Here is a 19,172-nt window from a genome sequence, read left to right as displayed (position 1 = left end):
CTATCGGGCGGCGAGCGTGGCGCCCCGCCGGACCCGCCGCCGGGTGGCGAACGCGATGGCCGCGGGGACCAGCAGGATCGCTCCGGTGATGTTGACCGCCTGGAACCCGCCGAACGCCAGTACCGGACCGGCCAGCGCGGCGGCGCCCGCACCGGCGTAGTTCATCAGGGCGTCGCACGCGCCCTGGAGCGGCACCCTGACGCGCGTCTCGCCGACGCCGGCCAGGAGGGCCGACGTCGCGATGACCGAGGCCGACCAGCCGAGCCCGAGCAGCACCAGCGCCGCCGCGGTCACGACGGTCGCGGCGGCGTGCGCCTCCGCGTCGGCCCCGGCGCCGTCGGCCGCCACGGCGGCGACGAAGCCGAGAACCACGGCCGTCGCCTGGAGCGCCAGACCGGCAACGGCGGTCCGCACGGCGCCCCAGCTGTCGGCGAGCCAGCCGAACACCGGACTGAGCGCGAACATGCCCAGCACGTGCAGGCTGATCACGATCCCGACGAGCTCCAGCGACATCCCGCCGTGCTGCATGTGCAGGGGCGTCATCACCATCACCATGATCATCACGGCGTGCGCGACCGCCATCGTCACCACCGCGAACCGGGCCCGGCCGTGACGCCAGGCCCAGGCGAGCGCGCCGAGTGCGGTGGCCGGGCGTTCCTCCGGAGGGACGGTCGCGGCCGGCGCTCCCGTGCTCGTGGCCGGTGCCTCGGTGCTCGTGGCGGGCGCTCCGGTGCCCGTGGCCGGTGTCTCGGCGACGTCCCGCGTCCCGGCAGGGGCCGACGCCGGCCGCGGGTCACGGTAGAACAGCCCCACGACGAGGCCGGCCAGCACGTACCCGGCGATGGCGAAGAGATACGGCCCGGACAGGCCGGGCACACCGAATGCCCGGCCCAGTGCCGCTCCGGGCGCGGCGAGGTTCGGGCCCGCCACCGATCCCACCGTCGTCGCCCAGACGACGATCGCCATGGTGCGGGCGCGCGTCGCGGCGCTCGCGTTGTCCGCGGCGGCGTACCGCGACTGCAGGTTGGCGGCGTTGGCCACGCCGTACAACGCCATCGCGGCCAGGAACAGCAGGGCCTGGTCCAGGACCGCCGCCGTGACGATGAGCAGCCCGCCGACGGTCGCCAGCCCGTATCCCCAGCTCAGCGCCAGCCGTCTGCCGCGCCGGGCGGCGGTTCCCGCGAGAGGGACGGCCGCCACCGCGGCACCGAGCACGCTGGCCGCCTGAGCCAGCCCGCCCATGGACGTGCCGCCGAGGTGCTCCGCCAGCAGGGCGCCCACCGCGGCCCCGGAGGCGACACCGATCCCGCCCAGGAGATTGCTCATGACGAGGACGGCCGTGTTGCGGCGGCCGTGCGGGGGTGCTGCGGTGGGTTCGGTCATCGTGTTCGCTCTCGACGGGCTGTTCCCCACACCGTAGCCGCGGACACCGACACCTCCGTGCGCCCCCCGGCCGCCGTGTGCGCACCGTCACATCCAGCCGTGTGACGTGGTGAAGCGCACGATCGACAGGCCGCCGAACCACGGAGGAATGTCGGCGTCCCGGAGTAGGGTGCGAGACATGCCTGAAGTTGTCACCCCCGCGGATTCGCGCGCCGCCACCGGCCCGCGTGCGAGCACCCGGATCGCCGTCCTGCTCGTCGCGGCGTGCGTCGCCTGCCTGAGCGTCGCGGGGATCTTCCTGATCGCTTCCCCGCCCGCCGCCGCGCACGATCAGCTGCTGTCGAGCGATCCCGCCGACGGCGACGAGCTCGACGCCATGCCCGCGGCCATCACACTGACGTTCTCCGGCGAGCCGCTGGCGACCGGCGCCGAGGTGGTCCTCACGGGCGAGGACGGCAACGCCGTCAGCCTCAGGGACATCGCGGTGGACGGTGCCGTGCTCACCGCGACGGTCCCCGCCACGCTGCCCGGCGGCGACTACGACGCCGCCTGGCACATCGTCTCCGGCGACGGCCACCCGCTGGAGGGGGCGTTCTCCTTCACGGTCGCCGGGCCCGAGCCGTCCGCGGCACCCGAGGACGCCGAGCCGGTGGAGGACTCCACGGAGGCGGCGTCCGCGAACCCGGGCGAAACGCCGGAGCCCGACGAGCCGACGGGCGCAGGGCGCGACGTCGGTGCCGGGAGCGCCGACGCGTCACCCGAGACGTCCGCCGGGATCCCGAGCGGGGCTGCGGGGCTCGCGCTCATCGGCGGGCTCGCCGTGGTCCTCGTCATGCTCGTGGTCAGATGGCGCAGGATGGAGCACGACGCGACGAGGCGCAGGCGGGACCGCGGCGACGCCGCGGGTACGGGCTCTGCGGACGGCAACTCCGGCGACCGGGACAGGTCGTCCGACGGCGACAGCGGCTCCGACAGCGGCTCCGGAAGTGGCGGCGACTCGGGTGGTGGCGGCGGCGAGTGAGTGCGCCCACGGCGCTCCGCGCCGCCGGCGAGGCTCTCCCGGCGACCGTCACGAACGTGTGTTCGGAGATTCATGTCCGCGCCCTACGGTCGTCAGCAAATCGTTGGTGAGGTCTTCGTCACGTGATGACTCGCGGCAGAAATGCGGTTCTTCGCGATTTTCTGCCGATCTGCTGGCATGATCGGACATCGACGTCGGCGTGACGGCCGACTCGTGTCCGAAGAAGGGAACCGCATGTCGCTCAACAAGACCGAGCTCGTCTCGGCCATCGCGTCCAAGTCCGGCCTCACGAAGGCTGACGCTGACAAGGCGCTCGATGCCTTCCAGGAGGTGCTCATCGAGTCGCTCGGCAAGGGCGAGGCCGTCAAGGTGACGGGCCTGTTCTCGGCCGAGCGCGTCGAGCGTGCCGCCCGCACGGGCCGCAACCCGCGGACGGGCGAGGAGATCCAGATCCCCGCCAACTTCGGTGTGAAGATCAGCGCGGGCTCGCTCCTGAAGAAGGCTGTCGCGAAGTGACGCGACGCCGGCCCGCTCGGTGACTGCCGAGCTGATCGGCGCAAGGAGGCCCGGCACACCTCGAGGGTGCCGGGCCTCCGGTCTGCCCGGACGCTACAGGTCCCCCTTGCGCTCCAGGTAGCGCATCGCGACCCAGCCCAGCGGGATGCGGCCCCAGTACGTGACCACGCGGTACAGCAGCGCCCCCGACACCGCCAGCGCCGGCGACAGCCCGGCCGCCGCGAGCCCGGCCGTCAGCGCACCCTCCACGCCGCCCAGGCCGCCCGGTGTGGGCAGGAGCGCGCCGAGCGCGTTCCCGACCAGGTACACGAGCGCGACGTCGACCAGCGGCAGCGACTCCCCGAGTGCGCGCAGGCAGGCGTCGAACGTGAGCGCGTAGCCCAGGGTCATCACGAGGTTCCCCGCGACTCCCACGGCCAGCCGTCCGGGGTGCGACAGCATCGACGCGAGTCGCGGCCACACCTGCCGTACGCGCGGACCGATGTAGTTCAGCGTCCGGTGCCGCACCTGGGGCACCAGCAGCACGGCGACCACGGCCACGGCCGCGCCGCCCAGGGCGAGGAGGACGGAGGCCGAGGGCAGCTCGACCAGCACGCCCTCCCCCGTGAACACCGACATCACGATCAGCAGCAGCACCGTCACCACGAACTGTGACACCTGCACCAGCGCCACGGTCGCGACCGCCATCGGTACCGACACGCCCCGCTGCGTCAGCAGGCGCAGGTTCAGGGCGGCCGGCCCGATCCCCGCCGGTGCCGCCAGCGCCACGAACGAACCGGCGGCCTGCGTCAGCGTGGCCCGGAACAGCGGTACGCGGCCGGGTGAGAACGCCACGAGCGTCAGGGCCGGGCCGAACCACGTGACGAGCCCGAACCCGTAGGCGGCGGCCACCCACCAGGGATTCGCCCCGCGGACGGCGTCGGCGATCTGCTCGAAGCTGATGGTGCCGACCACCACGGCCACGGCCACGATCGTCAGCGTGAGCATGATGACCGTGCGCGCGCCGAACCGGGTGATCCGCTGCGGCTGGATGTCCGCCTCGGGAAGATGCTCCACGATGGCGTCCCGCAGCTCGCCGATCAGCCCTTTCTGCGCGCGCAGGGCCTCGCGGGTGGGCCGGGGCAGCGCGATGGACTGGATCAGGGGTCCGATGGCGGCGATGTCCTCGTCCGGCAGGGCCCGCACCGCCGAGGCGACCGCCTGCCGCGCCCCCACCTTCACCGACAGCACGGCGAGCATCTGCACCAGGTCGAGCCGTCGGGAGAGCGGGGTCGAGGCGATGTCGCCCTGTTCCCAGCCCGTCAGCCACACGTGCGGGTCGCCGGCGGCGTCCCGGTGGACGAGCAGCACGTCGGGCGCCAGCGCGCGGTGGGTCAGCCCGGCGCCGTGCGCGCGGCCGAGCTGGTCCCAGGCCTCGTCGAGCACCTGTGCGTCCACCTCGTCCGCGGGCACCTCCGCGAGGGGCGTCGCGCCCTGAGGGTGCTCGAGCACGAGGGCCACGGAGTCGCCGGCCTCGCCGATGCCGTGCAGCCGAGGGGTGCGCACCCCGGCGGCCATCGCCGCGTACGACAGCAGCGCGTGCCGTTCGGCCACCGCCTTGAGCGAGATCGCGGCGCGGCCCTCGATGCCCCGCAGCCGCAGGGCCCGCCAGAGCCGGGTCAGGGTGCCGACCACCTGGCGGTCGCCGTCGAGCACGACGACGTCGCGGCGTACGCCGTCGTCGGTGAACAGCGCGTAGACCCGGGTGTCGCGGGTCCTGGCGAGGGCCAGCGTGGCGGGGTCCGACGGCGGCTCGGACCGGCCCGGGTGCGTATCGCCCCCGCGCGGCGCGCTCAGCACGCTGACCGGGAGATGGGTGGTGGTGGTGCCGCTCTTGTCCACCTCGGTCACCGGTTCCGTCGTGGCTCCGACGTGGTCGGCGTCGTCGGACATGGCGCGGACGCGCACCACCGCCCGCGGGCGGAAACCCGCCCGCCGGACCGCCTCGACGAGATCCGGGCCGTAGGCCCGCTCGCTCCGGACACCCGACACGTACTGCACGGCCTGGCCGACGGCGCGGCCGAGGAACATCGCGACGAGCACTCCGGGCAGCGACACCTGGCCGGTGATGAGGACGATGAGCAGCGCGAGGAACAGCAGGTTCCAGGTCCACCGCACGGACCGGCGGCGGGTCGCGGGCCCGGCCACGGTGAGCAGTGCCGTGAGCGCCACCGCGTAGGTGGGGATGACGAGCTGGTAGCCCTCACCGAGCACCCAGACCGACATGCCGCGAACCAGGTCGTCGCTGCCCAGGTAGCGCACGCCGAGGCCGAACAGGATCCCGATGACCAGCCCGCCGGCTCCGGCCACGATCGACTCCACGACCTGGCGGCCGAGCCGGCGCAGGCCGAGCTCCGTGAGCACCGCCACGGGGCCGAGGATGGCCACGACGCCCTGCAGCACCACGACGGGGACGAACAGGATGTCCGCGACGAGGTCGTTGAAGTTCCGTACGTCCTGGGTGACACCCTCGGTGGTGCCGTGCGCGGCGACCGACATCACCAGCACGAGGACGACGCCGAGCGCGCTCACCACGAGGCCGAGCAGGTCGCGCGGGTGCCGGACGCGGACCTCCGGCGTGTCCACGACGCGGACCACGCTCAGGGGATCGGCGGCCCGCCGGGTCGCGTGGGACATACTCGCGAGTCTAGGGCTGTGGTCTGCGAGGCGACGGACAACGTGGTCACGCCGCACCCATGGCCGCCAGCCACTCCACGGGAACCAGCGCATAGCCGACGAACGCGACGACGTCGAGCAGGGTGTGCGCGACGACGAGCGGGACGATCCGGTGCCGGCCGCCGTGCCGGAACCGCGGGGACGTGTAGAACCACGAGAACAGCACGCCCATCACGACGTTCCCCAGGAACGGCCCGATCCCCTGGTACAGGTGGTACGAACCGCGCAGCAGCGAGCTCGCCACGATGAACCGCACCCGTCCCCACCCCAGGTCGTGGGTGCGCTCGTAGAGGTAGGCGACCGCGATGACCTCCTCCAGGAGGCCGTTGTAGAGCGCGGACAGCAGCAGCACCGGAACCGTCCACCACTGGTCGTTCAGCGCGCTGGCCTGCACCTCGACGGTGATGCCCAGGAGGCGACCCAGCGAGTAGAACGCCAGCCCGGGAATCCCGATCAGCGCCGCCAGGCCGACGCCCCAGGCCAGGTCGCGGCCCGGCCGGGCGCGGTCGAGCCCGATCCGGGCGAGCGAGCCCCGGCCGCGGGCGCTCAGGAGGTAGAGCGCCAGCGCGACCGGGACCAGGCCGAAACCGATGCCGAGCAGCTGGTACGTCAGATCCAGCCAGGGACGCTCGGACTGGCTCGCGTTCAGCGTGGCGGTCTGCTCGGCGAGCGGGGTGCCGTCGGTCAGGCGTGCCGTGATGTTCACGACCGAGTAGAGCGCCGCCTTGCCCAGGCTCAGCCCCAGCACGATCCAGATCTCGGCACCGATCCGCCGCCGGCTCTCCACAGTGCTCACGCGCCGATCCTCACCCGCCGGCCTGAGTGCCCGCTGGGACGTAGCGGGTCACCGGTGGGACGCCCGCTCGACGAACGCCGCCAGGTCCGCCGACTGCCGCACCCGGGCCTCCGGGTGCACGTACATCATGTGCCCGGCCGGGTACGTCCTCGTCTCGATGCGCTCGCGGGCCTCGCGCGGGATCGGCATCTGGTCGAGGCTGTACTCGATCGCCTCCACCGGGACGCCGCCGTCGTACCGGCCCATGGCGACGTGCACCTGCAGGTGGGGGTTGGCGATCATGGCCTCGGCGAGCTTGTCGGCGACGTCCACCGCCCGGCCCTCGAACTCCTTGAACGACCACGGGTGCACCGCATCGGCCAGCAACTCGTACACGGCGTCGTGGGGGTACTCGAGCTCGCCGCGCAGGTAGTGGTGGAGGGCTGCCGAGTACGGCCCCAGGATCGCGGAGATGAAGGGGTCGCTCGGCATCGTCTCGTGCAGGTAGTGGTCCGCCGGGCCGGTGAACCGCGTGTCCAGGCGTCCGGTGACGAGGCGCCGGGAGCGCAACAGCTCGGCGTAGGCCCGCAGGTGCTCCGGGCGGAGGTTCGCGCGGTCGACGTAGTCCTCGCTCAGGCCGGTGATCGCGGAGATCCGGGCGACCGCGGCCGCCCGGGCGTCGTCGTCCAGCGCCTGGCCGCGGGCGAGGACGGCGCGGTACTCGTCGGCGTACCCACGGGCGTCCGCGACCACCTCGTCGAGCGACCGGTCCGGGTGCAGCCCGTGGTAGTGCGCGGTGGCGGCGTAGACCGGCAGGAAGAGCGGGTTCGGCAGGTCGGAGCCGTCGGCGTGGTAGAGCGTCTCCAGGTTCAGGGCCGGCGCGATGAGCATGACGCCGTTGAGGAACATGCCGAACCGGCGCTGCAGGTACTCCGCCAGCGACGCGCCCCGCGTGCCGCCGTAGGACTCGCCGATGAGGAACTTGGGGCTCATCCACCGGTCGTGGCGGGACGTCCACAGGCGGATGACCTCGCCGACGGACTCCAGGTCGCCCGTGAAGCCGTGGTACGGCCGGGCCTTCTCCCCCTCGGCGGCGCGGGACCAGCCGGTGGAGACCGGGTCGATGAACACGAGGTCGCTGACGCGCAGCAGGGTCTCGTGGTTGTCGAGGAGCCCGTAGGGCGGTGGCGTCAGGTTCCCGACGTCGCCCGCGTCCACCCGGCGGGGCCCCAGCAGCCCCAGGTGGAGCCAGACCGACGACGACCCCGGCCCGCCGTTGAACGCGAACGTCACCGGGCGCCGCGTCACGTCGGCGTCGTCCAGGGTGTAGTAGGTGAGGGACATCTCGGCCTTGGGCTTGCGGCCGTCGTACTTGTCGTCCGTGGTGACCTCCTCGCGCAGCACGATCCGGCCGGTCGTGGCCGTGTACGCGAGGTCGCCGCCCGGGGTGTGCAGCGTGTGGTGCGTGGTGACGAGGTCGTCCTGGGGCTCGGCCCGCAGTTTCCCGGCGCTGCCGCCCGACGGCGGTCCGGCGCTGCTGTCGTTGGAGGGGCTGGTGGTCTCTGGAGTGTCGCTCACCTCGAAAAACCTACCCCACCCCCCACCACCGACTGACGTGCGTTCAGTAGGGAATCGAATCCATTTAAGGAAGCCGAAAGGTCCGCGAGACCCTGCTGAACGGATCTCAGCGGCTGGGGACTTGTGCCGGCACCGGCGGATGGGGCAAACTGGTTTGCAGCACAAACTACTTGGCACTCAGGAGGCCGGATCATGTCAGCGAACCACGGCGCGCCGTCGGGCACGGAAGCCGGCGGCGATGACGCGCTCGACGCCGCCGCGCGCCTGCGGATGATCGACGACCAGCAGGAACGCGCCCGCAGCGGCCTCGAGCCCGACGCACGCCTGCTCTACCTCGCCTGGGGAGTCGCCTGGCTCGTCGGCTACCTCGCGATGTGGTTCACCTCGCGCGACGGCAGCCGGCCCGCCGGCTGGGCGGGCTGGCTGCTGGCCCTGGCGATCGTCGCGGCCATGGCCTTCACGATGGTGCACTCGATCCGGCGCACCGCGGGAACCCGGGGCGTCTCGGCACGGGTCGGGGCGATGTACGGCTGGGGGTGGATGCTCGGCTTCGTGACCCTGTGGGCCATCCTCAACGGGCTGATCCGCGCCGGCGCCGGGGCCGAGCTGATCGCCCTCGCGGCGAACGGGATCGCCTGCCTCATCGTGGGACTCATGTACCTCGGCGGCGGCATGGTCTTCCAGGAGAACGGCCTCTACGCGCTCGGAGTCTGGATGCTGGTCACGGCCGGCGCCGCGACGTACGCCGGGCTGCCCGGCACCAATCTCGTCATGGCCCTCCTGGGCGGCGGCGGGTTCCTCGCGATGGGGGCGGTGACCGCCGTCGTCCAGGCGCGACGAGGAAAGCGCGATGTCCGCTGACGACCTGGACGGCGTCATCCACGCACCGGCGCGCCTGCGGATCGTCGCCACCCTCGCCACCCTCAACCCCGGTGACGAGATCGGGTTCCCCAAACTGCGCGCACTGCTCGACATGACCGCCGGAAACCTGTCCACCCACCTCCGCAAGCTCGAGGACGCCGGCTACGTCCAGGTCACCAAGACCCACGAGGGACGCACCCCGGCGACCTACCTCAAACTCACCGACCGTGGCCGCGCCGCGTTTCGCGACTACCGGACCGCCCTGGCCGGCCTCCTGAAGGGAACTGGCGCATGAACCTGAACCATGACGACGGCGCCGTCGTCTCCGTGGAGGGCGTGACCCGCACGTTCGGCGACGTCGTCGCCCTCGACGACGTCTCCCTGGACGTGGGGCCGGGCGAGCTCGTCGGGCTGCTCGGGCCGAACGGCGCCGGAAAGTCCACACTCCTCTCCCTGGTCAGCGGCCTGCGGCGGCCCGACTCCGGCACCGTGCGGCTGCTCGGCAAGGACCCCACCGACGCCGCGGCCCGCGCCGGCCTCGGCATGACCCCGCAGGAGACCGGCCTCCCCGCGACCCTGCGCGTCGGCGAGGTCGTCGACTTCGTGGGCGGCCACTACCCCGACGCCGTGCCGACCCCTGAACTGCTCACGCAGTTCGGCATCGAGGACCTGGCACGGCGCCAGACCGGATCCCTGTCGGGCGGCCAGCGACGACGGCTCGCCGTGGCGCTCGCGATGGCCGGGCGCCCCCGCGTCGTGCTGCTCGACGAGCCCACCACCGGACTCGACGTCGCCGGCCGCACCGCGCTGTGGGACGCCATCCGCGACTGCCACCGGGCAGGGGTGACCGTGCTCCTGACCTCGCACTACCTGGAGGAGATCCAGGCGCTCGCGGAACGGGTCGTCGTCATCGACCACGGCCGCGTCCTCGCCGACGACAGCCTGGCGGCGATCCTCGAGCGCGTCGGCGCCAGCCGCGTCTCCTACGCCGGGCCCGACGGAGCGCGCCAGGAGCACCTCGTCCCCGACTCCGACGAGTTCGTGCGCGACCTGGTCCGATCGGGCACGGAGTTCACCGGCCTGGAGATCCGGCACGCCTCGCTGGAAGAGGCGTTCACGGAACTCACGAAGGGCTCCGCGGACGGCCCCGGCCCGGGCACGGCGCCCACGCCGCCGGCGAGGTCCGGGATCGCCCGGCAAGGCAGCGGCCACGGCACCGAAGGAGCGAACCGATGACCATCCCGACGACGCGACCGCGCCCCGCCCAGGGCATGCGGCCCTTCTGGACGCTGTCCTGGCTCCACCTGAAGTACCAGTTCCTCGAGACCGTGCGGATCCCCATCGCCGTGCTCGGCAACATGCTCTTCCCGGCGCTCGCGATGGCGTTCTTCGTGGTGCCCCAGCCGCAGGTGGCCGGGAACCCGGAGTGGGCCACGATGGCGGTGGCCGGGCTCGGGCTGTTCGCGGTGTGCTCCGCCAGCCTGTTCACCTACGGGCTCGGTGTCGCCGAGGACCGGCAGCTGCCGTTCTACCCGTACCTGCGTTCCCTGCCCACGGGTCCCGGGCCGCAGATGGTGGGGCGCGTGCTGAACGGTGCGATCTTCGCGCTGTTCGGGCTGGTCCCGCTGATCCTGGTCGCCGTGCTGTTCACGGAGGCCACCGCGACGCTCGCGCAGCTGGCGGCGGGTGTCGGCACGATCCTCGCGGTGGCGGTGCCGTTCGTGCTGCTCGGGCTCGGGGTGGGCTACGCCCTGCCCGCGAAGGCGGCCCTGCCGGTGGTCCAGGTCGTCCTGTTCCCGCTGGCGTTCGCCGGCGGCCTGTTCATGCCGCCGGAGATCTTCCCGGGCTGGCTCGACGCCCTGTCCATGGGAACCCCCACCCGCGCCGGCCGGGACCTGCTGGTCCAGGCGCTCACCGGGGTCGAGGCCTACTCCCTGGCCCTGCCGATCCTGGTGGGCTGGACGATCCTGTTCGCGGCCCTGGCGACCTGGTCGTACCGCCGGGACGAGGGGCGCCGGTTCCGCTGACCGTCCGGGCCGGTGCGACCGGCGCCGGCCTTTCGCGACGCGGTGACGGTGACGCCGCGACGGAGCTCCGTCGCGGCGTCACCGCCGTTCAGCCCGCCCGCCGCAGGCGCAGGCTGTTGGAGACCACCAGCACCGAGCTCGCCGCCATCGCGGCGCCCGCGATCATCGGGTTCAGCAGGCCCGACGCCGCCAGCGGGATCGCCGCGACGTTGTACGCGAAGGCCCAGAACAGGTTCTGCTTGATGATCCGCAGCGTGCGGCGCGAGAGCCGTACCGCCGACCCGGCCGAGCGCAGGTCCCCGCGCACCAGTGTGATGTCGCTCGCCTCCATCGCGACGTCGGTGCCGGTGCCCATGGCGAGCCCCAGATCGGCCGTCGCCAGCGCGGCGGCGTCGTTCACGCCGTCGCCGACCATCGCCACGGTGCGGCCCTCCGACTGCAGCCGGGAGACGACCGCGGCCTTCGCGTCGGGCAGCACCCGCGCGATCACGTCCTCCTCGGCGATCCCGACCTCGCGAGCCGCGTGCCGGGCCGCGCCCTCGTTGTCGCCGGTCAGCAGCACCGGCCGCAGGCCGAGTTCCCGGAGCTCCGCGACCGCGGTCGCCGACGTCGGCTTGGCCGGGTCCCGCAGCACCAGGACCCCGCGTGCGGTGCCGTCGAGCGCGGCCACCACCGCCGTCGCACCCGACGCCTCGGCCTGTTCGACGGCGGTCGCCACCTCGGCGGGGACGGCGACGCCCTGGCCCTCGAGCCAGCCGGCGCGGCCGACGGCGACGCGGCGGGTGTTCAGGCCCAGGCCGACCGAGCCGGGTCCGTCGCCGAGGCCCGCGTGCGACCTCCGCACCAGACCCTCGACGCCGCCTCCGGGGTGCGCGACGAATCCGCTGACCTCGAGCCCGCCCTCGTTCGCGGAGCTGCCCGGTCCGGGAGGGCTCACCGGCCCGTCCTGCTCCGGCCCGTCCGGTGCCGGTGCGCCGGCCCGGGCGATCGCCTGGGCGATGGGGTGCTCGCTGAGGGCCTCCACGGCTGCCGCATGGCGGAGCACGTCGCGGGCCCGACCGTCGCCGGAGCCGTCGGACGCGCCTGCCGGTCCGCCCTGACCCGACCCGGCGGGGGAGCCCGGAACCAGGACGTCCTCCAGGATCATGCGGCCCTGGGTCACGGTGCCCGTCTTGTCGAGCACGACCGTGTCGACGCGCCGTGTCCGCTCCAGCACCTCCGGCCCGCGGATCAGGACGCCGAGCTGGGCACCACGACCTGTGCCGACCAGGATCGCCGTGGGCGTGGCCAGCCCCAGGGCGCAGGGGCAGGCGATGATCAGGACCGCCACGGCGGCGGTGAACGCGGCGTCCGGATCGCCCGTCGCGAGCAGCCAGCCCACCAGGGTCAGCGCCGAGATGACCAGCACCACCGGCACGAACACCGCCGAGATCCGGTCGGCGAGCCGGGCGACCGGGGCCTTTCCGGTCTGCGCCTGGCTCACCAGCCGCCCGATTCGCGCGAGCGTCGTCTCCTCGCCGACCCGCGTGGCGCGGACCAGCAGGTGGCCCGAGGTGTTCACGGTGCCGCCGACGACGGCGTCACCGGCGGCCACGTCCACCGGCACCGGCTCGCCGGTCACCAGCGACGTGTCGATCGCGGACACGCCGTCCACCACGACGCCGTCGGTGGCGACGGTCGTGCCCGGCCGGACGGTGAAGACGTCGCCGGCCCGCAGGTCCGACACCGGCACGGAGTGGGTGCGCCAGCGGCCGTCGTCCGAGCGCAGCGGTGCGCCGTCCGGCCCGAGCCGTACCCGTTCCGCGTCCTTCGCCCCGAGCGCGAGCAGCGCCCGCAGGGCATCGCCGGCCCGGCGCCTGCTGCGCCACTCGGTGTACCGGCCGGCCAGCAGGAAGGTGGTCACCACGGCGGCGACCTCGAAGTACACGTGCGGCTCGCCCGCCGGGGCGGGTGACAGGGCGTCCGCGACCAGTTCCCACAGCGACCAGAGCGTCGCCGCGACCACGCCGAGCGAGACGAGCGTGTCCATGGTGGACGAACCGTGGCGTGCCGCGCGTGCGGCCGCCGAGTGGAACGGCGCCGCCGCCCAGGTCGCGACGGGCAGGGAGAGAGCCGCGACCAGCCACAGCTTCCCCGGGAACTGGATCGCGGGGATCATCGACAGCACCAGCACCGGGACCGTGAGGATCGCCGCGACGCGCAGCCGCCGCAGGAGGTCCTCGCCCCGGTACTCCGGGTGCCGGTGGTCGGCGGCGGCACGGTGTCCGCCGCTGGGTTCGTCGTGCTCGATCCCCTCCGGCCGGGTGCGCTCCGCCGGTCCGGGCACGTGCCCGCCGGCTTCCCCGGTGTCGTGCGCCGACCGGCGGGTGCGCGTCACGCGCGCCTGGTAACCCGCCGCCTCGACGGCCTTGACCAGTACCGCGTCGTCGACGTCGGCGGACAGCACCACGTGGGCCGACTCCAGCGGCAGGTTCACCGTGGCCTCGACACCCTCGACCTTGTTGAGTTTGCGCTCGACCCGCGCCACGCAGGACGCGCAGGTCATGCCCTCCACCGCGAGCTCGACCTCGCCCGCGCGGGCCGCCCCCCGCCCGGTCTCGTGCTCAGCGTGCATGGTCACGATCTGTCCTTCCTCCACCCTTGACGACGCGGGTGTGCCGCGTCCCGGACGTGGCGGCGCTCGGCGGACCGCCCAGCGCCGCCCGGCCCGCTACTTCTCGACGATCGGCAGCGTGTGGGTCGCCTGCCGCGCGGGCGCCTGCGCGCTGGACTCGGCGGCGACGGCGTTCTCCAGGACCTCGACGCTCTCGACGGCGTAGCCGGCCTCGTCGACGGCGTCGCGCAGGGGAGCCTCCGTCAGCGGCAGCTTCGAGACGACGGCCACCCGGGAGGTCCCTCCGGCGTGCAGCTCGACGGACACGTCCTGCACGTCGTCGAGGGCCTTGAGCTCGCTCGTCACGGCGGACGCGCAGTGCCCGCAGGTCATGCCGGTCACGTTCAGGGTGGTCACGGTGGTCATGTCGGACTCCTTCATTCGTTGGTCGTCGGTGGGACGTGGGGTTCGTGGTGAGTGGGACGCGCGGCCGTGGCGACGGCGGTCACATCCGCACGAGCCGGCCGATGGCCTCGCTCGCCTCGCGGACCTTGGCAGCGGCGCCGTCGTCGTCCCCGGCCTTGGCGGCGTCGACGACGCAGTGACCGATGTGGTCTTCGACGAGGGCCAGGCTGACCGCCTGGAGCGCCTTGGTCACGGCGGAGACCTGGGTGAGGACGTCGATGCAGTAGGCGTCCTTGTCGATCATCTTGGCGATGCCGCGCACCTGACCCTCGATGCGGCGCATGCGCTTGAGGTAGGCCTCCTTGTCGGAGGCGTACCCGTGTGGTCCGTCGTGCGGGCCGAGGCCGTGCTCGTCATCCGGCCCGACGACGGCGCCCGTGGTGTCGTGGGAGCCGTGCGTCTCGTTCTCGCTCATGGGATCACCATACCCCTCAGGGGTAACTGACGCGCAACCCCGCCGCGGCATTCCCAGCGAACGCTCGAAGAAACGGGGTGATTCCGCGGATCTGTCCGATCTGCCGAACCCCCTGGATTTCACCCCGAGAAACCGGTATCTTGCGTGGAAAGCGATATCCGGGACGGATGTCGTGGAGCCCCACCTTCAACGACGAACGTGAGGAAGACGATGAGACGACCAGGAGCACGGATCGTTGCGGGGGTCGCTACGGTGACGCTCGCGGCCACGATAGGCGTGGCCACGCAGTTCATGCCGGAGGCGCAGGCCCTGGGAAACGCGACCGGCTACGCCACGCAGAACGGTGGGACAACCGGCGGCGCCGGCGGCGCGACGGTGCGGGCCACCACGGGGACCGAGATCCACGAGGCCCTGTGCTCGCGCGCCAGCAGTGACACGCCGATCACCATCGAGGTCGAGGGCACGATCAACCACGGCAACACGAGCAAGGTGTCCGGCGACAGCTGCAACACGGCCGACGACGTGATCGAGCTGAAGCAGATCAGCAACGTCACGCTGATCGGCGTCGGGAGCGGCGCCGTCTTCGACCAGCTCGGCATCCACGTGCGCGAGTCCAGCAACATCATCATCCAGAACCTGACGGTCCGGAACGTCAAGAAGTCCGGCTCGCCCACCTCGAACGGCGGGGACGCCATCGGCATGGAGAGCGGCGTCCGCAACGTGTGGGCGGACCACCTCACGCTGGAGGCCTCGGGCGGGGAGTCGGAGGGCTACGACGCCCTCTTCGACCTGAAGAACGACACCAAGTACGTGACGCTCTCTTACAGCATCCTGCGCAACTCGGGCCGTGGTGGCCTGGTGGGGTCGAGCGACAGCGACACCGGGAACGGTCCTGTCACCTACCACCACAACCTCTACGAGAACATCGATTCGCGCACCCCGCTCCTGCGTGCCGGTACGGGCCACACGTACAACAACCACTTCGTGGGCCTCGTCAAGTCGGGCATCAACTCGCGCCTCGGCGCGAAGGTGAAGGTCGAGAACAACTACTTCCAGGACTCGGCCAACCCGCTCGGCACCTTCTACACCGACGAGATGGGCTACTGGGAGGTCTCGGGCAACATCTGGGACAACATCACCTGGGACAGCGGGGACCACCCCGCCGGCCCGAACCCGCAGTCGACCACCTCGGTGAGCATCCCGTACGGCTACACGCTCGACGGCGCCGAGTGCGTGCCCAACCTGCTGCAGCAGACCGCGGGTGCCCACACCAACCTCGCCGTCTCGGACGGCAGCTGCTCCCCGACCGAGCCCGACCCGGAGCCGACCGACCCGGGCGACCCGACCGACGACCCGACCGACCCCGGTGACCCGGGCGACCCGGGCGACCCGAGCGGTGAGAACCTGAGCATCGGCGCCGGCGCGGACGGTTCGAGCAAGGCGAGCGGCACCAGCTACGGCAACGTGATCGACGGCGACATGAGCACCTACTGGTCGCCGAGCGGCTCCACGGGCCGCATCTCGGTGAAGTGGGGCACCGACCGGACGGTGGCGGCGATCACCATCCGCGAGGCCGCGGGCACCGAGGGCAACATCGGCTCGTACCAGGTCGTGAACCACGACACGGGCGCGGTCCTGACGACCGGTAGCGGCGCGGGCGTCATCACCTTCCCCGCGACGTCGCTGCGCAAGATCAACTTCGAGATCACCAGCTCCTCCGGCACTCCGGCGGTCGCGGAGTTCGAGACGTACGCGAGCGCGTCGGCCGGTGACGGTGGCGGGGGCGACGACCCGGCACCCGGCGACGGCGCCACGGTGCGTTACGAGGCCGAGGCCGCCTCGTCCACCTGTGACGGCACGATCGACTCCGACAACTCCGGATTCTCCGGGACCGGATTCTGCAACACGGACAACGCGAGCGGCCGGTCCGCCGGGTTCACCGTCGAGGGCGCCACGGCCGGCTCGGCGACCGTCGCGTTCGGCTATGCCAACGGCACGACGTCGGCCCGTACCGCCGACCTCGTGGTCAACGGCTCCACCGTAGGATCGCTCCAGTTCGGGCCCACCGGCTCCTGGACCAGCTGGTCCACGGAGTCGGCGACGGTGAACCTCGGCGCAGGCACCAACACGGTCGAGCTGGTCGCCACCAGCTCGGCCGGCCTGGCGAACATTGACTACCTCGACAGCTCCACCGGCACCGACCCGGGTGACGGCGGTGACCCGGGCGACGGCGAGCCCCCGGTCGGCGACGCGCTGTACGCCGCCCCGAACGGCTCCGCCGGCGCGGCCGGCACCGAGAGCGACCCGACGACACTCACCGCCGCGATCGCCGGCATCGAGCCCGGCGGCACGATCTACCTGCGGGGCGGAACCTACGCGCTCTCCCAGACCGTGCACATCGAGCCGGGCCACGACGGCCTCTCGGGCAACCGCACCGAACTGTTCGCCTACCCCGGCGAGACGCCGGTGCTGAACTTCTCGGCGCAGAGCGAGAACTCCGCGAACCGCGGGCTCGCCATCGGGGGCGACTGGTGGCACCTGCGCGGCATCGTCGTCGAGCACGCCGGCGACAACGGCATCCTCCTGGGCGGCAACGACAACATCATCGAGCGGGTCGTGACCCGGTTCAACCACGACACCGGGCTCCAGCTCTCCCGGTACACCGCCGGGGCGCCCAGCAGCGAGTGGCCCTCGAACAACCTCATCGTCTCCTCGGAGTCGCACGACAACGCCGACTCGGACGGCGAGGACGCCGACGGGTTCGCGCCCAAGCTCACCGTCGGGCCGGGGAACGTCTTCCGGTACACCGTGGCCCACAACAACATCGACGACGGCTGGGACATGTACACGAAGTCCGACACCGGCGCGATCGGTGAGGTCGTCGTCGAGGACTCACTCTCGTACGAGAACGGGACCCTGTCCGACGGCTCCCAGGCCGGCAACGGCGACCGCAACGGCTACAAGCTCGGCGGCGAGGACATCGGCGTCGACCACACCGTGCGGCGCAGCATCGCCTTCGACAACGGCAAGCACGGGTTCACGTACAACCGGAACCTCGGGTCGATGACGATCAGCAACAACCTGAGCATCGGGAGCGAGGAGCGCAACTACAACTTCGACGGCGGCTCGTCGACGTTCCGCGACAACACCTCCTGCGACAGCGGGTCCACCGACCGGATCATCGGCAACGATGCCGGCGGGAACCAGTGGTGGTCCGGCTCGAACGGCTCGCGGTGCTCGCAGTACGGCGGCGGGCTGGACTGGAGCTTCGACTCCTCGGGCCGCCTCGTGGTGACGATCGGCGGCAACGTCGTCAACCTCTCCTGACCTGTCCCCGACCCGCCGTCGCCGGCCGTGGGAGCCTCCCGGCCGGCGGCGGCGCCCATCCCGCCGCACCCGTGCGAACCGGCGCGGGTGCCGGCCCCGCCCGCGGGACCCGCCTCGGGGTCCTACGCCGTCGCCGCGGCGGCCGCCCAGGCCGCTGCCGGAAGCGCCTCCAGGATGCGGTTCACCGCGTCGTCGTCGTGCGCCGCGGACACGAACCACGCCTCGAAGACCGAGGGCGGCAGGGCGACACCCGCGTCCAGCATCGCGTGGAAGAACGCCGTGTAGCGGAAGGACTCCTGCGCCTGGGCCTGCCGGTAGTCACGCACCCCGGAGACGGCGGCCAGCGGCCCGAAGAACACGCTGAACAGCGAACCGGCGCGCTGCACCACGTGCTCGACCCCGGCGGCGGACAGTGCCTCGCCCGCCGCCTCGGACAGGGTCGCGGCGACCCGGTTGACGTGGGCGTACACGGCGTCGTCCGCGAGGCGGAGGGTCGTCAGGCCGGCGGCCACCGCCACCGGGTTCCCCGACAGCGTGCCCGCCTGGTACACGGGACCCAGCGGCGCCAGGTGGTCCATGAGCGACGCCGGGCCGCCCAGTGCGGCCACCGGCATGCCGCCGCCGATCACCTTGCCGAACGTGAACAGGTCGGGGGTGTAACCAGCCCCGCCCGACTCGCGGTCGGCGGCGTCCTCCAGGCCCCACCAGCCCGACGGCCCCACGCGGAACCCGGTGAGCACCTCGTCCAGGACGAGGAGCGCGCCGTGCCGGCTGGTGATGCGGCGCAGGCCCTCGTTGAAGCCCTCGTGCGGCGGGACCACGCCCATGTTCGCCGGGCTCGCCTCCGTGATGACCGCCGCGATCCGGGACCCGTGCTGGGTGAAGGCCGCCTCGACGGCGGCGAGGTCGTTGTACGGGAGCACGAGCGTCTCCGCCGCCGTGGCCTCCGTGACACCCGCCGAACCCGGCATCGCGAGCGTCGCGACGCCCGATCCGGCCTCCGCGAGCAGCGCGTCCACGTGCCCGTGGTAGCACCCGGCGAACTTCACGATCAGGGGCCGGCCGGTCACGCCGCGCGCGAGTCGCACCGCGGTCATGGTCGCCTCGGTCCCCGTGGACACGAGGCGGACGTGCTCGGCGGCGGGCACCCGTCGTCGGACCTCCTCCGCGAGGTCGACCTCGCCGAGTGTCGGCGCCCCGAACGACAGCCCGCGGGCAGCGGCCTCCTGGACGGCCGCCACGACCTCCGGGTGCGCGTGCCCGAGCAGCGCCGGACCCCACGAGCAGACCAGGTCCACGTACTCGCGCCCCGCCACGTCCGTCACGTACGGGCCACGGGCGGACGCCAGGAACCGCGGGTCGCCGCCCACGCTGCCGTAGGCGCGCACCGGTGAACTCACCCCGCCGGGGATGGCACCCTGCGCACGCACAAAGGCGGCATGGTTCGGGTCCTTGTGTACCGCCCGGGTCTTGATCTCGCTCACATCAGTCTCTTT

The 19,172-nt window shown here is 72.6% G+C and carries 15 protein-coding genes; 7 read left to right on the top strand and 8 right to left on the bottom strand.

What is annotated here, in order from left to right; translation table 11 throughout:
* Complete coding sequence (locus tag EDD34_RS19780; RefSeq protein WP_123816086.1) at positions 1 to 1,383, bottom strand: MFS transporter; 1,383 nt, start codon at positions 1,381 to 1,383, stop codon at positions 1 to 3.
* A 178-nt stretch (positions 1,384 to 1,561) separates the two neighbouring features.
* Here EDD34_RS19780 and EDD34_RS19775 point away from each other — a divergent pair, with 178 nt between their 5' ends.
* Both EDD34_RS19775 and EDD34_RS19770 read left to right on the top strand, forming a co-directional pair.
* The gene (locus tag EDD34_RS19775) at positions 1,562 to 2,404 is read left to right on the top strand and encodes a copper resistance CopC family protein (protein ID WP_170177135.1); all 843 of its coding nucleotides are present in this window, start codon (positions 1,562 to 1,564) and stop codon (positions 2,402 to 2,404) included.
* Positions 2,405 to 2,638: 234 nt separating this feature from the next.
* The gene (locus tag EDD34_RS19770) at positions 2,639 to 2,920 is read left to right on the top strand and encodes an HU family DNA-binding protein (protein ID WP_123816084.1); all 282 of its coding nucleotides are present in this window, start codon (positions 2,639 to 2,641) and stop codon (positions 2,918 to 2,920) included.
* A 93-nt stretch (positions 2,921 to 3,013) separates the two neighbouring features.
* On the opposite strand, the gene EDD34_RS19765 is transcribed toward EDD34_RS19770, so the two are convergent.
* The 3 genes from EDD34_RS19765 to EDD34_RS19755 are packed head-to-tail and all read right to left on the bottom strand — an operon-like array spanning position 3,014 to position 7,988.
* Complete coding sequence (locus EDD34_RS19765) at positions 3,014 to 5,596, bottom strand: lysylphosphatidylglycerol synthase transmembrane domain-containing protein (RefSeq protein WP_123816083.1); 2,583 nt, start codon at positions 5,594 to 5,596, stop codon at positions 3,014 to 3,016.
* Positions 5,597 to 5,642: 46 nt separating this feature from the next.
* Positions 5,643 to 6,431: a CPBP family intramembrane glutamic endopeptidase gene (locus EDD34_RS19760; RefSeq protein ID WP_123816082.1), complete on the bottom strand. Its 789-nt coding sequence runs from the start codon at positions 6,429 to 6,431 to the stop codon at positions 5,643 to 5,645.
* Positions 6,432 to 6,479: 48 nt separating this feature from the next.
* Entirely contained in the window at positions 6,480 to 7,988 is a 1,509-nt protein-coding gene (locus EDD34_RS19755) for a S10 family peptidase (RefSeq protein WP_123816081.1), read from the bottom strand.
* A 192-nt stretch (positions 7,989 to 8,180) separates the two neighbouring features.
* On the opposite strand from EDD34_RS19755, the gene EDD34_RS19750 reads away from it, so the two are divergent.
* The 4 genes from EDD34_RS19750 to EDD34_RS19735 are packed head-to-tail and all read left to right on the top strand — an operon-like array spanning position 8,181 to position 10,876.
* Positions 8,181 to 8,849, top strand: coding sequence for a hypothetical protein (locus EDD34_RS19750; RefSeq protein WP_123816080.1), 669 nt, complete (start codon positions 8,181 to 8,183; stop codon positions 8,847 to 8,849).
* Positions 8,839 to 9,144 carry a transcriptional regulator gene (locus tag EDD34_RS19745; protein WP_123816079.1) on the top strand — a complete coding sequence of 102 codons (306 nt, stop codon included), beginning with the start codon at positions 8,839 to 8,841 and terminating at the stop codon, positions 9,142 to 9,144. The genes EDD34_RS19750 and EDD34_RS19745 overlap by 11 nt, the downstream gene beginning before the upstream one ends.
* Positions 9,141 to 10,085 carry an ABC transporter ATP-binding protein gene (locus EDD34_RS19740; RefSeq protein ID WP_123816078.1) on the top strand — a complete coding sequence of 315 codons (945 nt, stop codon included), beginning with the start codon at positions 9,141 to 9,143 and terminating at the stop codon, positions 10,083 to 10,085. The genes EDD34_RS19745 and EDD34_RS19740 overlap by 4 nt, the downstream gene beginning before the upstream one ends.
* On the top strand, positions 10,082 to 10,876 hold the full coding sequence (locus tag EDD34_RS19735) for an ABC transporter permease (RefSeq protein WP_123816077.1): 795 nt from the start codon (positions 10,082 to 10,084) through the stop codon (positions 10,874 to 10,876). Before EDD34_RS19740 ends, EDD34_RS19735 begins: the two co-directional genes overlap by 4 nt.
* An 88-nt stretch (positions 10,877 to 10,964) precedes the next feature.
* Here the strand turns inward: EDD34_RS19735 and EDD34_RS19730 are convergent, their stop codons facing one another.
* From EDD34_RS19730 to EDD34_RS21460, 3 genes are all read right to left on the bottom strand, one after another.
* On the bottom strand, positions 10,965 to 13,490 hold the full coding sequence (locus EDD34_RS19730; protein WP_123816688.1) for a heavy metal translocating P-type ATPase: 2,526 nt from the start codon (positions 13,488 to 13,490) through the stop codon (positions 10,965 to 10,967).
* 96 nt (positions 13,491 to 13,586) lie between these two features.
* Entirely contained in the window at positions 13,587 to 13,895 is a 309-nt protein-coding gene (locus tag EDD34_RS19725; protein WP_123816076.1) for a heavy-metal-associated domain-containing protein, read from the bottom strand.
* Between the two features lie 79 nt (positions 13,896 to 13,974).
* Positions 13,975 to 14,349, bottom strand: a complete 375-nt coding sequence (locus EDD34_RS21460) for a metal-sensitive transcriptional regulator (protein ID WP_123816075.1) — start codon at positions 14,347 to 14,349, stop codon at positions 13,975 to 13,977.
* A gap of 276 nt (positions 14,350 to 14,625) precedes the next feature.
* On the opposite strand from EDD34_RS21460, the gene EDD34_RS21320 reads away from it, so the two are divergent.
* The gene (locus EDD34_RS21320) at positions 14,626 to 17,676 is read left to right on the top strand and encodes a pectate lyase family protein (protein WP_246012587.1); all 3,051 of its coding nucleotides are present in this window, start codon (positions 14,626 to 14,628) and stop codon (positions 17,674 to 17,676) included.
* A gap of 122 nt (positions 17,677 to 17,798) precedes the next feature.
* On the opposite strand, the gene hemL is transcribed toward EDD34_RS21320, so the two are convergent.
* The gene (gene hemL / locus EDD34_RS19710; RefSeq protein WP_170177134.1) at positions 17,799 to 19,160 is read right to left on the bottom strand and encodes a glutamate-1-semialdehyde 2,1-aminomutase; all 1,362 of its coding nucleotides are present in this window, start codon (positions 19,158 to 19,160) and stop codon (positions 17,799 to 17,801) included.
* Between the last annotated feature and the right edge of the window lie 12 nt (positions 19,161 to 19,172).

The organism is Myceligenerans xiligouense (genome assembly GCF_003814695.1).
Taxonomy (GTDB): Bacteria; Actinomycetota; Actinomycetes; order Actinomycetales; family Cellulomonadaceae; genus Myceligenerans; species Myceligenerans xiligouense.
Note: the sequence above shows the minus strand (reverse complement) of the source record. Positions and strands in the feature narration are given on the sequence as shown.